The sequence below is a fragment of the Streptomyces fuscigenes genome (genome assembly GCF_021556455.1).
Classification (GTDB): domain Bacteria; phylum Actinomycetota; class Actinomycetes; order Streptomycetales; family Streptomycetaceae; genus Streptomyces; species Streptomyces fuscigenes.
On sequence record NZ_JAKGCV010000004.1, the window covers coordinates 46889 to 58839 of the forward strand.

The following is an 11951-nucleotide window of genomic DNA, read 5'->3' on the forward strand; positions in this document are numbered from 1 at the left end:
CGTGACGCCAGTCGAGGAAGCCGCCCGGGATGCTCGGGAGCTCCGGCGTTTCCTTCTCCGGCCGGCGGCGGGCGGGCGCCATCACGCGACCTCCGTCCCGGCGGCCTTGCTCGCGCGGCGCCGGGCGGCCCGGGCGCGCTCCCGCGCCCGCCGGATGGTCACGCGCCGCTCCACCTCATCCAGGCCGCCCCACACGCCCCACCGCTCCCCGCGCTCCAGGGCCTCGTCCAGACACGTCGTCCGGACGCGGCACCCGGCGCAGTAGCTCTTGGCCTCCTCCCAGATCAGCCGGACCTGTCCGGCGTCCCCCTCCGGGTGGAAGAGGTCCGGATCAGCGCCGACGCAGGCGGCGTCTTGCGACCAGTGCGGCGGCCGGGGGAGGCCGTCCGGGCTGTACCAGCGGCGGGCATGTCGGGACATCAGGGGCCTCCCGTCGACTCATCAGGGGACACCTGGGGGACCGTGTCCCCGCAGGTCACAGCAGGAGGACCGGGGGACGTGTCCCCCGTGTCCTCCACGGCGGGGACGTCCTCCCAGACGGTGAGCACACCGGCGGACGCGTGGTCCCCGGTGTCCTCCGGGCCGTGTCCCCAGGTGTCCCCGAGCGCGAGGACGAGGAGGACGACGGCGCCCACGGCACAGACCGGCGCCCACACGGGAAAGGTCACGACGAGGGCCAGGAGGACGTCCACGCTCACCGGCCCGGCTCCTCCTCCAGGCGCCACAGCCGGATCACGCACCCGGAGACCTCCATGACGTCCCGGACCTGGCCGTGATCGGTGTGGTACCGCTTCACCAGGCGCCGGTACTCGACCAGCAGCGCGTCATCCCGATAGATCCCGGCCGTGGTGAGGGCGTCCTCCGTCGACCGCGCGAGCTTGGAGAGGTCCGGCACGCCCGCCGGCATGGCGGGCGCGGAGGGCCGGACCTGCTCCGCGTTGCGGCCGGTCCCGAAGTGGCTCCGGGGCCGGGTGAGGGTGAACACCATCTCGGCGGCCAGGGGCCCGGTGAGGGGCTTCCAGCCTCGGCCGCGCGCGACGAGCGCGGCGCCCACGACGTCCTCCCGCCAGGGCTTCACGTACTTCGAGGACTCCACCAGGTGGATGCGGTTGGTGTGCTTGTTCCGCTTCGCGCTCTTGCTGCCCTGCGGCGCCGGGGCCCCGTACACGGTCACCTCGAACGCGGGCGGCGGCGATGCCGGTTCGGCGGGCGCCGGCTCCTCATCGGGGAGGGCGTCGTCCAGGAGCGCGGAGGCCTCGTCCAGCGCCACCGCGGCCGTGACCCGGTCGTCTTCCCACAGCGGGACGTCAATCACCGTCGTCCCCCTGCTCCGTCTCCGGCGCCTCCGGCTCCGCCGGCTGCTTGCGCCAGGCGTCCGGGAGCGGCACGGGCACCGCGCGGATATCGGTCAGGACGATGTCCTCCGTGCGCTCCGCGTCGAGGTTGGCGGTGACCTCCAGCTCCGTGCCGGGGAGCGTGAGGACGTCCCCGCCCGTCGCCTGGAGGAGCTGGTCCAGGAGGACCGTCACGGACGGGTCCGGCCGGTCGACGTCCAGGAGGACGCGCGCGGTGGCGGCCACGCCGTCCAGCGTCGACACCCGGGCCCGCACACGGGTCCGCTCGCCGTCCCGCGCGGCCAGGTACGCCCGCGCGAGGTCAGTCACGGTCAACTCGCCCTCCCCCACGGGCCGGACGAACTGCCGAAGAAGGAGCGCCATGGCGAAGCCGTGCACGTCCTCCACGTCCTCCCCGGCCGCCAGGGCGCGGAGGTGGTCCTCCATCGCCCCGGGGAGCGGGAGGTCCGCGGCCTGGAGCGTCGCGGTGACCAGGCCGGCGCGCCACGCGGCCGTGCCCTCCGTGGTGGCCGCCGAGCAACGGCAGCCACGGACAATGCCCATGAGGTCGGGGTGGGTACAGCCGGAGCACTCCAGCGCGGACGCGGCGCCCCGGCGGCACAGCGCCGCGGAGCAGCACGAGCACGCCGGACACGGCTCCTGCGCCGGGCGGAGGCTGTCCGCCGCGGTCGGATCCAGGATCTCCGTCATCACTGATCACCTGCCGTCGTGGTCTTGCACTCGCAGCACGTGCGGCTGCCGTCCGTGTGGATGAAGTGCGGGCGGGTGCGGCCCTCGGCCGGGCAGTGCTCCAGGCCGGCCCGGTCGGCCTCCAGGAGGAGCGCCACGGTGGACGGGTCCTCCACGCCGAACGGCCGGACGGTCGGCAACTGCGCGTCCAGGACCAGGACCCCGGTCCCGTAGGTGCCGGTGGGCGGCGCGGGCGGCGGGCCGGGCGGGAGCAGGAGGAACGGGCCGCGGTAGTGGCGGGGCGCCCGGTGGCGGCCCTGGCCGGCGCACCAGAGCCACGCCAGGTAGGCCGCGGCGGCGAGGGAGGCGGCCACGATGGCCGCCCCCACGATGACCGGCGTCACCGCTCGCTCACCGGCTCATGGAACGGAAGGAGCGGCCACTCCAGCCGCACGTCCTTCGCCCACTCCTCCTTGCCGGGCGTCCGCGCGAAGTAGTCCCGGAGGTCTTCGCGCTGCTCTCGTGCCCAACCCACCTGCTCCTGGTGGAGATGGTCCACGGTGAGCCGGTCCAGGACCCGGTACCGACGACCCATCTTCCGTACCAGGGCGCACACCGCGACGGCGTCAGCCTCCGAGGAGTGCGCGCCTTCCAGCGGCACCACGTAGTGCCGGCACAGGTCCGCCAGGGTCCGCCCGCCGCGCCGGTACTGGCGGACGCGCTTGTCCAGGACGTAGGGGTCCAGCACGACCGGGGAGACCCGGTCGCCCAGCGGCGTCACGCCGTACCGGCGGGCCTCCCGGTCCACGACCGTGAGGTCGTAGGAGGCGTTCATGATGACGAGGGGGCGGCCCTCCTCCACGGCGGCCGCGAGCGCCGCGGTGATCTCCTCGACCACCGCGGCGGCCGGGCGGCCCGCAGTGCGGGCCGCCTCGGTCGTGAAGCCGTGAATCTGGGTCGCCTCGGCGGGGATCTCCGCCCCGCCGAGGTCGGACACCCACGTGAGGGCAGCGGTGGTCCGGCCGCCGCCGGACTGGACCACGGAGCCGGTCACGATGCGTGCCGTCTCCGGGTCCGTGCTCGTGGTCTCCAGGTCGAAACCGGTCAGCCGGTGATAGGTCCAGCCGAGTTGAGAGAGCGTCCTCATGCGGGCCTCCCCGCCCGGGCCTTGCGGCCCTTGCGCGTGGAGCGGCGCGGCTGCGCGCGCTTGAGGGACCGCTTACGCGGGAGCTCCGGCAGGGCGTCCTCGTGCGAGGCCTCCGCCGCCTCCCCGGCCGCGTCCGCGTCGGCCGTCAGGGCGGCGGCCTCCGGGTCCGGAGCGTGGAGAACCTGGACGCGGCCCTCCTCCCCGGCCTGGTCCGCGGCCACCAGGGCGCGCACCTCCGCCGAGACGGGGACGACCTTCTCCAACTGCCGGATGGCCGTCTTCCGCCACATGTCCAGCGGACGTGTGTGCCAGAAGGAGTCCCGCTTGCCGGAGGCTTCCGCCGCCACGTACGCCCGGGAGTACTCGTCCCGGATCTCCTCCATCTGCTCCCGGTTGACGGTGGCCACCTGCGAGCGGGCGTTGTTCGTGAACCAGACGAACGCGTACGCGAAGAGGGGCGCGCCGCGGTCCTTCTCCGTCCGGGCCGGGTCCTGCCGGTGCGTGAAGTCCAGCGGGCTCGGGGCGGAGGGCTCGAACGTGTACTCATCGCCCTCGTGGACCATGCCGACCCGCACGGACGCCACCTGGCCCGTGCGGTGCATGAGCGCGATGTATCCCCGGTATGTCGGGATGAACGTGGCCCGGCCGGCCTCGGCGGTGATGACGGCCTCCCGGCCGTCCGGCACCAGCCCGAACCGGGCGGCCGTGAGCGTGGCTTGGAGGACGGAGGCCGGGTTGCAGTAACGGAGCTCCGGGAGGACCGCGCGCACGGCAGCCAGGAACGGCTCGGGCTCCATGTGGCTGGGAAGGGCGTCCGTGACGTGGCCCTCATACCGGCGGAGCCAGGTCAGGACGGCGTCAGCGGAGTCCTGGACGGGGTCCGCCTCGGCGGCCTCCTCCAGCGTCTCCGGCGCCTGAACCGGGGCGGCCTCCTGGACGGGGGCCAGCGCCGGGCGCCCGCCGGTGGCGGGCGCCTTCGGCTGCGTGGCCGCGCGGACGCGGTCCGCGAGCGTGGTGAGCGCCATGTCAGATCTCCTTCTTCGGGACGAAGAGGCGGCGACCACGGCACGCGTCGTACGCGGCGGTGTGCTCGGCCTTGAGACGGGCCATGTCCAGGACCTCCACCGTGGTGGTGAGGTCGGCGGCCAGGTCCGGGTACTGCGCGCGGAAGTCGCGCTCGTTGAAGTTGCCGTTCGCCTTCCAGGTCCAGGCCGTGGCGGCCCCGACCCTCACGAGCTCCGCGGTGCCGGCCAGGTCCCGCATCTCGTTCTCCACGGCCGTCTTCTCCTCGGAGAGCGCCTTGACTTGCTCGTCCAGCGCCTTGCGGCGGGAGCGGAGGTCGCGGGCCTTGCCGAGGTCCACCTCAGCGATGGCCTCCGGCTTCACCTCGTAGAGGCGGCCCAGGAGATCCTTCGTGGTCTCCAGGCCGTCCACCGGCGGCGGGAACCCCTCGAGAATGTGGCGCTCGTGCCAGGCGGCGCAGTACTCCAGGAGGTGGTCCACCATGGCCTGGTCGCGCTCGATCACGTGCCAGCGCAGCTTGTTGCCGCCGACGAGGGCAGCGACGTAGCCGCGCTGGTAGCCGCCCACCGTGATGCCCCAATGGGCTTGGAGGGCAGGGGCGTCGGGGGCGCCCTCCTCCCACTCCTCCAACTGGTACTCGGACCGGTTCTTGCACTCCAGCGGCCCGACCACCTGACCGTCCTGGTCCAGCGTGTCCCGGTCGATGTTGACCAGGGCCCACGCGTGGTCAACGTGCGCGATCGTCCCGGGCGGCGTGGCCACCGGCACGCCGGTCCTCTTGGAGAAGAGGCGGGCGATGAAGTCCTCGATCTCCCGGCCGATCTCCATGGCCTCGTTGTCCCGGACGATCTCCCGGCCGTGCTTCTCCTCGTACACGTGCCGGGGGCCGCGGTACTTGTCCAGGCCGAGGATGGCGGCCACGTCGGACCCGCCGATCCCCATGCGCCGGGTGGCCTCCCACTCAGCGCGGAACGCGGGGTCGTTCTGGTCGCCGGCCGGAAGGACGAGCCGTGCCGTGGGGGCCACCAGGTCCCCGACGACCGGGGCGGTGAGGGTGTTCGGGCTCATGCGTTCGCCTCCTGGCGGTCAGTGGCCGCGGCGGCTTGCGCGCCCACCACGGTGAGGAAGTGGGCGCCCGACTTCGCGCCCATGCGCGAGTGGTCAGCCCGGAGCTTGGCGTCCAGGAGGCTCGCGGCCTCCGCGTGGCCGTTCACGCGCAGGAGCGCAACGGCCTGCTTCCCGGTCATCCCGCGCTCCTGGGCGGCGGTCTGGAGGATGAGCTCCACCGCCGCCTGGAACACGCCGGCGCGAGCCGGGACGGCCGCGTGGTGCCCTCGGCCTCGGGAGGCCACGGGGTCCATGAGGGGCGGGGTACGCCGGGCCTCTTCCAGGACCCGGGCGTGGGTGTCCTCGTGGCCGCACCGGTTGTGCCACCGGTCGACCACGAAGCGCTCGCGGTCCGCCTCGCGGAGCACCGCTTGCACGCGGTCCCAGCCGCGCGGCCCGCCGCAACGCGGACAGGTCGGGTAGATGGAGACGGTCAGGACACCGGGCGCGTCGGCCAACGCGGTCACCAGGAGACGGACCGTCATGCGTGCGGGCATCGGCGGGTAGGGGCCACCGTCCGTGGAGCGCACCCACACACAGGCGCCCTCCAGCGTGTTGGCGGCGTACGCCTCCACGGAGCCGCGCGGCGCGTAGGCGAGGAGCCGTTCCGCGCGAGGCACCAGGCGGGCGGCATCGGCCGCGCTGGCGAAGGAGCCATAGGTGCCGCCGGGCACCCACACCCCGGGCACCTTCCGGGCGCGCCTCGCGATGTCCGCGTGTTTCGGCCGGGTCCGGTGAGGGGAGCCGATCGTGCCTCTGGTCACCGGTCACCGCCACGCGTCTGGCGAGGGATCGCCGCGAGGCCCTGGCGCGCCTCCCGCTGAGAGGGATGGCGCAACTGCGCGCAGTCCCGACACGTGCTCGGGTCGTGGCCCTCGGCCAAGGCGGCCTCCCGGTCCGTGAGGACGCGCCCGCACAAGGCGCCGAGCACCAGCGACATGAACAGGAGCGGGAACGCGATACGGACGATGAGGTCAAGCACAGCGGCCCCCCGGGAGAGGGACGGTGCCAAGCGGGCGGGGCGCCTCGGGGGCGGGGTAGGTCTCCCACACCTCCACGGGCACGCCGCGCCAGGTGGCGGCGAGTTCCGCGAGGACCACGCGGTCCGTGCCGGCCAGGACACTGGCCCGTACGGGCGTCGCGCGCATCACGGTCGCGCACTGGTCCACCGCGCGCCCGGCGTCCGCCGCGTCGCGCGCCTCCGCGTGAAGGACACCGGAGGTGGTCAGTGACCAGGTCAGACCGGATGTCTCCGGGCTGAGCTCCGGGTGGCTGGTCAAGAGGTCGGTGAGCGCCACGACGGGCGCCACCGGCGGATTCAGATGGCTAAGGTTGGGTGCCATCAGACCTCGATTCACGGTTGAGGTGTCTGGTGTGCGGGGCGTCCGGGACCCGGCCAGGTCCCCGAGCTCCCGCCGCGAGGGAACTTGCGGTGCGGTGCCCCAGCCGGGGAAAGCGGAGACGGCCATCTCCGCCCCGGCGGGCGCACCGGCTACGGCCCCAACGCGGTGCCGCTTTCCGGCCGTTGACCTGCGTAAGCGGACTCCTGCGCTCCCTTTGCCAGGAGCACGACCAGCGGGCAGTCCAGCCGCGCCGCCATCCGCTCCAGCAGCTCCGGCGCGGCGTTGCGGCGCCCGGCCTCGATGTCGCACATGAGCTGTTCAGAGATCCCGAGCGCGCCGGCGAGCGACCGTTTCGTCAGCCCGGCGGCGTCCCGGGCGTACGCGACGCCCTCCGGCGCGTGATCCAGCGGCGCACCACGAGGCCGACGCACCCGCTTGCGGTCCGTGCGGTCGTTCATGATTGAAAACTAGCGCGTAGTAGCGCGTAGTGCAATTACTTCGCGCTAGTAGCGCAATGGCGCGAAGCTACGCGTTTGCGTGCGCCCCCGCGCTGCCCACGGCGGCGTTCAGTGGCCAACTAGTGCGTAGTCTGCGAAGCTCTAAGAATGCTTAGAGACACGCGACCGGAGCCCCCGAGGGAGGCCGCGCTCATCGATGCGGCCCGCCGCCGGGCGCGTCTTTCAATGCGTGAGGCCGCGAAACGCGCGGGCATGAGTGATGCCCGGTGGCGGCAGATCAGCAGCGGATACCAGACGGTGAGCGGGGAGCAGATCCCCGTGACGGGCCCTGCGGAGACCGTGGCCCGCATGTCTCAAGTCGTCGGCGTCACCGCGGAAGAACTCCAGCGCGCCGGCCGGGATGACGCGGCGGCAGCCCTGGAGGAGATCACCCCACTGCCGCAGCCGGACACCGCCTCAGCGTTCTCGCCGCCGGTGGACGCCGTGTACCAGCTCCTGGCCGCGCTCCCGCCGGAGGCTCAGGACGAAGTCCTCCGCCGCCTCGCCAGGGAGCATCCGAATGCCGCGCAGCCGTTCGACGCTCAGGAGCATCACGCCGGATAGACATGTCACGAAGTAGTCACGAATAGCTATACATCTATAGAACGTTGCCCCAGGGAACCGAGGATTCACGGTACGTCACAAGCGCCACGTCTAGGGGGACACCGTGACTCACATCGTCCTAATCCTGCACACGGCGGTCCTGGGAGCCGTCGGGCTCGCCCAAGTGCTTCTGTACCTCGGATGGAAGCGGAACCGCGAGCAGATCAACCAGCTCCGCGCGGTCATCACCGCCCAGCAGATCGCCTCCGCCATCGGCACCGGCACCGGCACCGCCGGCAACCTCAAGCCCATCACGGGCCACCAATCCTTAGAACCCGAGCCGGCCCGACGAAGGGGCCACCTCGCGCTCTACCTCGGCGGCGGAGTTGCCGCCGCCTTCACGACATGCCGCCGCAGCCTCTCGGAGAGCCGCCGGCACATCCTCACCGTGACGGCGGCGGCCACCGTGGCCGCCGCCGGCACCGCCGCGGCCACCCTCGCCCTGGTGCCCTCCGTCGAGCCCGGCGCGGTGGACGTCCCGATCACACCCGCCCCGCCGTCCAAGGAGCTCCGCCGGCCGAGGCCGCCGACCCAGTACCCCAGCGGGGCCACCGTCTCCGCCGGCGGCGACGCCAGCATGTGGTCAGGGGACGGCCCGCCGGACCCCGGGCAAGGGGATGAGGACGAGAAGAACAGGGCGCGCACGGCCGCCCCCGGCGCCTCGACTCCGCCCGCCCAGGTGCGCGACGTCCCGCCGCCGGAGCACCGGCCGCCCACCAGCACCCCGCCGATGGCGGCACCTCTGCGGACGGGGGCCCCAGAGTCATCGCCATCGGCCACCACAGAGCCACCCATGACCTCGGCGCCCACCACCGGCGGCGGCCGGGAGTCGGCACCGTCACCCACCAGGATGGCCCCGCTGCCGCAGCTCCCCGCGCTCCCCCCGCCGCTGGAGCCTCCGTCGGCACTGCCGACCCCGCCGATAGACGACGAGGGCGCGGCGTGCGTGGACATTCCGCCGCTGCTGGACGCGTGCCTCCTCGCCGCGAGCTGAACGCCACCGCTGTCCGGTCTCGCGGGAGGCGGCCGTGAAGGAGCGCGTGATACCCCAGCGCCCTGGCGCTGAGGATGCTTGAGAGGGCCCCGGCACCGGGGCCCTTTTGCGTGGCCGGAGCACGGGCTCGCGCGGCCGGGAGGGGGTGGCCCGCATTTCGGTGGAGCCTCGGTGGAGCAAGTGATCTTGAAACGCAGAGAACCCCCGGCCAGACCATGTCTGACCAGGGGTCCTTTACTGTGCGCTTCGGGCCGCTAACCGGAGACGAGAAGATTAAAAGTCCGCTGCTCTGACCAATTGAGCTAACGGCCCCGGTACGGCACACCGAGCATAGCCCGCTTGGCCGTTGCGGCGGTCAGGGCCGCGGAGCGCGCCCCCGCCCCGTGCCCGCTCCCGGCTCCCCGCCCCGACTCCCGGCTCCCGCTCCGGCTCCCGGCTCTCCGGTCGACGAGGGTGGCCCGTACAGCGAGAGCGAGGCCGTACAGCGCCTGCGGCCCCGTACGACGACGGCGGGCCCGCACCCCAGGGAAAGAAGGGGTGCGGGCCCGCCGTCGTGTCGTGCCCGGCCGGACGTCCGCCCGCGGCCTCGGCCGCCGGGCGGCCCGGCCTGCGCGCGGCCGGAAGGATCAGCCGTTGCGCTTCCAGCGCGGCTTGTCGTCACGGCGCCCGAACGAGCCGGTGCCGGTGCCCGTGCCGCCGCGGTGGTCGTCCCGACGGCCGTACGGGCGGTCCGAGGAGCCGCCGCGGTAGCCGCCGCCCGCCGGGCGGTCGCCCTGCCGGTCGCGGTTGAACGGACGGTCGCTGCCCCGGTGGTCGCGGCGCTCGAAGGTGCGGCCTCCGCGGTCGTCACGACGGTCGTCACGGCGGTCGCGGTTGAAGCCGCCACGGTCGTCACGGCGCTCGCCGCGGTCGTCACGGCGCTGGAACCCGCCCCGGTCGCCACGGTCGTCGCGGCGGAAGCCGCCGCGCTCGTCACGGTCGTCACGGCGGAACCCGCCACGGTCGTCACGGCGGTCGCGGTTGAAGCCACCGCGGTCGTCACGGCGCTCCCCGCGGTCGTCGCGCCGCTGGAACCCGCCGCGCTCACCGCGGTCGCCCCGGTCGTCGCGGCGGAACCCGCCACGGTCGCCGCGGTCACCGCGGTCGTCACGGCGGAACCCGCCACGGTCGTCACGGCGCTCCGTGCCGGCGCGCTGCCGCTCGAAGTTGCCGCGCTCGTCGCGCCGCTGGCGCTGCTGCTCCGCCTCGGCGGCTGCGGCCTTGGCCGCGGCCTCCTCGATCGCGCGCTCGGCCTCGGCCTGCACCTCGGCGACCGCGGCCTCCGGGTCCTCCCCGCGTTCACGGGCGGCGCGCCCCACCAGGCGGCCCGCCTCCTCGCGCAGTTCGGTGGCGCGGCGCTGCGCGCGCTCCAGCTGCTTCGCCAGGTCGGCGACCTCGCGCTCGGCCTGCTTGGCCGCGTTGTTCGCGGAGTCGGCCTGCACCTCGGTCAGCGACCGCGCGCCGGTGATCTCGGCGACCTCGGGGTCGAACGCGCCCGCGCCGCCCACCATGTGGCGCGAGGCGTCGACGCCCGCGTCCTCCATCAGCCGGAAGATCTGGCGACGCTGGTGCGGCAGCGCCAGGGAGACGACGACGCCGGACTTGCCCGCGCGGGCCGTGCGGCCCGAGCGGTGCAGGTAGTCCTTGTGGTCGCCGGCCGGGTCGACGTTCAGCACCAGGTCGATGCCGTCGACGTGGATGCCGCGGGCGGCGACGTCGGTCGCGACGAGCGCGTTGACGTAGCCGTCCTTGAAGTCGGCCAGCGTGCGGGTCCTGGCGCCCTGCGTCATGCCGCCGTGCAGCGCGTCGGCCTTCACGCCGGAGTCGCGCAGCTGCTCCGCGATCCGGTCGGCGCCGAGCTGGGTCCGCACGAAGATGATCGTGCGGCCCTTGCGGGCGGCGATGGCGGCCGTGACGGGCGCCTTGTCCTTGGGCTTCACCACGAGCACGTGGTGGGACATCGTGGTGACGTTGCCCTGCGCGCTGTCGACCTCGTGGCTGACCGGGTCGGTCAGGTAGCGCTTGACCAGCGTGTTGATCTCGTTCTCCATGGTCGCGGAGAACAGCATCCGCTGGCCGCCCGACGGCACCAGGTCCAGCAGCTCGGTGACCTCGGGCAGGAAGCCCAGGTCGGACATCTGGTCGGCCTCGTCGATGATCGCGACCTGGATCTGCTCCATCGAGGCGGCGCCGCGGTTGATGAGGTCGCGCAGGCGGCCGGGGGTGGCGACGAGGATGTCGACGCCGCGCTCCAGCGCGTAGATCTGGTTGCCCATGGACGTGCCGCCGCAGACGACCTTCATCTTGAGGCCGAGGACGTCGCCGTACGGCTGGAGGGCGTCCGCGACCTGCATGGCGAGCTCGCGGGTCGGGGTGAGGATCACACCGCGGGGCTTCTTCTTCTCCGTGTGGCCGCCGGAGAGCGTGGCCAGCAGCGGGAGGCCGAAGGAGAGCGTCTTGCCGGAGCCGGTGCGGCCGCGGCCGAGGATGTCCTTGCCGGCCAGGGCGTCCGGGATGGTCGCGGCCTGGATCGGGAACGGGACGGTGACGCCGTTCTGGGCGAGCTTGCGCACGATGGACTCGGGCAGGCCCAGGTCCGCGAACGTGGTCTCGGGGGCCGCGTCGGTCTCGTCGAGGCCGGCGGCGTCCGTCGCTTCGTCCTCGGTGAGGGCGTCGTCGACGCCGTGGTCGGCGGCGGCGGTCTCGACGGCGTCTGCGGTGTCTACGGCATCTGCGGCATCGACGATGTCGTCGTGGGAGTCGTTCTCGGGCATGACGGCGTGGTCAGTACTGGAAACGGACATGCGAAATGCGAAACCTTCCGGAGTCTCGGCACGCGCCCAAACTCCGTGTTTCACCTCTCGACCGCCTCGATGCGGTCAGCCACGGTAAGGGAGAGTACGCGCCACACGGCGCTCTTCTTTTTCGGCGCCGGGGAAATGATCAAACGATCTACTACCATACGCAGTGCCCGGCCCTTGAAGCAAACCGGTACCGGGCGACGCTGCTCACAATCGTACGGCCGCCCCGGGGCTCCCCCTCCCCCGGCCGCCCGCGCGGCCGCCCCGCCGCCCGGGGCTCCGGGGCCCCGGCGGGCGTCCCGCCCAGGCCCGCGGGGCTCCTGACACCGAGTCGGCGCCGCCGCGGGGCGTCCGGCCGCGGGTGCCCGTCCCC

15 protein-coding genes are annotated in these 11951 nt (G+C 73.4%); 2 read left to right on the forward strand and 13 right to left on the reverse strand.

Annotation, left to right across the window (positions count from 1 at the left end):
* Positions 1–81 precede the first annotated feature (81 nt).
* The 12 genes from L1885_RS01325 to L1885_RS01380 form a co-directional block, all read right to left on the reverse strand.
* A complete protein-coding gene (locus L1885_RS01325; RefSeq protein ID WP_235795050.1) occupies positions 82–420 on the reverse strand; it encodes a WhiB family transcriptional regulator in 339 nt (112 codons plus the stop codon).
* Positions 420–698, reverse strand: a complete 279-nt coding sequence (locus L1885_RS01330; RefSeq protein ID WP_235795051.1) for a hypothetical protein — start codon at positions 696–698, stop codon at positions 420–422. Before L1885_RS01330 ends, L1885_RS01325 begins: the two co-directional genes overlap by 1 nt.
* Entirely contained in the window at positions 695–1315 is a 621-nt protein-coding gene (locus L1885_RS01335; RefSeq protein WP_235795052.1) for a RusA family crossover junction endodeoxyribonuclease, read from the reverse strand. The genes L1885_RS01330 and L1885_RS01335 overlap by 4 nt, the downstream gene beginning before the upstream one ends.
* Positions 1308–1898, reverse strand: coding sequence for a hypothetical protein (locus L1885_RS01340; RefSeq protein WP_235795053.1), 591 nt, complete (start codon positions 1896–1898; stop codon positions 1308–1310). Before L1885_RS01340 ends, L1885_RS01335 begins: the two co-directional genes overlap by 8 nt.
* Positions 1899–2044: 146 nt before the next feature.
* A complete protein-coding gene (locus tag L1885_RS01345) occupies positions 2045–2428 on the reverse strand; it encodes a hypothetical protein (RefSeq protein ID WP_235795054.1) in 384 nt (127 codons plus the stop codon).
* Complete coding sequence (locus tag L1885_RS01350) at positions 2425–3171, reverse strand: exonuclease domain-containing protein (protein WP_235795055.1); 747 nt, start codon at positions 3169–3171, stop codon at positions 2425–2427. Before L1885_RS01350 ends, L1885_RS01345 begins: the two co-directional genes overlap by 4 nt.
* On the reverse strand, positions 3168–4196 hold the full coding sequence (locus L1885_RS01355) for a RecT family recombinase (RefSeq protein ID WP_235795056.1): 1029 nt from the start codon (positions 4194–4196) through the stop codon (positions 3168–3170). Before L1885_RS01355 ends, L1885_RS01350 begins: the two co-directional genes overlap by 4 nt.
* Position 4197: 1 nt before the next feature.
* Positions 4198–5262 carry a YqaJ viral recombinase family nuclease gene (locus L1885_RS01360; protein ID WP_235795057.1) on the reverse strand — a complete coding sequence of 355 codons (1065 nt, stop codon included), beginning with the start codon at positions 5260–5262 and terminating at the stop codon, positions 4198–4200.
* On the reverse strand, positions 5259–5981 hold the full coding sequence (locus tag L1885_RS01365; RefSeq protein WP_235795058.1) for a hypothetical protein: 723 nt from the start codon (positions 5979–5981) through the stop codon (positions 5259–5261). The genes L1885_RS01360 and L1885_RS01365 overlap by 4 nt, the downstream gene beginning before the upstream one ends.
* 80 nt (positions 5982–6061) lie before the next feature.
* Complete coding sequence (locus L1885_RS01370) at positions 6062–6283, reverse strand: hypothetical protein (RefSeq protein WP_235795059.1); 222 nt, start codon at positions 6281–6283, stop codon at positions 6062–6064.
* Positions 6276–6644, reverse strand: a complete 369-nt coding sequence (locus tag L1885_RS01375) for a hypothetical protein (protein WP_235795060.1) — start codon at positions 6642–6644, stop codon at positions 6276–6278. The genes L1885_RS01370 and L1885_RS01375 overlap by 8 nt, the downstream gene beginning before the upstream one ends.
* A 149-nt stretch (positions 6645–6793) precedes the next feature.
* On the reverse strand, positions 6794–7102 hold the full coding sequence (locus L1885_RS01380) for a helix-turn-helix domain-containing protein (protein ID WP_235795061.1): 309 nt from the start codon (positions 7100–7102) through the stop codon (positions 6794–6796).
* 252 nt (positions 7103–7354) lie between these two features.
* Here L1885_RS01380 and L1885_RS01385 point away from each other — a divergent pair, with 252 nt between their 5' ends.
* Both L1885_RS01385 and L1885_RS01390 read left to right on the forward strand, forming a co-directional pair.
* Positions 7355–7705: a hypothetical protein gene (locus L1885_RS01385; protein WP_372481837.1), complete on the forward strand. Its 351-nt coding sequence runs from the start codon at positions 7355–7357 to the stop codon at positions 7703–7705.
* A 103-nt stretch (positions 7706–7808) separates the two neighbouring features.
* Positions 7809–8738, forward strand: a complete 930-nt coding sequence (locus L1885_RS01390) for a hypothetical protein (protein WP_235795063.1) — start codon at positions 7809–7811, stop codon at positions 8736–8738.
* Positions 8739–9364: 626 nt separating this feature from the next.
* Here L1885_RS01390 and L1885_RS01395 read toward each other — a convergent pair.
* On the reverse strand, positions 9365–11581 hold the full coding sequence (locus tag L1885_RS01395) for a DEAD/DEAH box helicase (RefSeq protein ID WP_235795064.1): 2217 nt from the start codon (positions 11579–11581) through the stop codon (positions 9365–9367).
* Positions 11582–11951 lie beyond the last annotated feature (370 nt).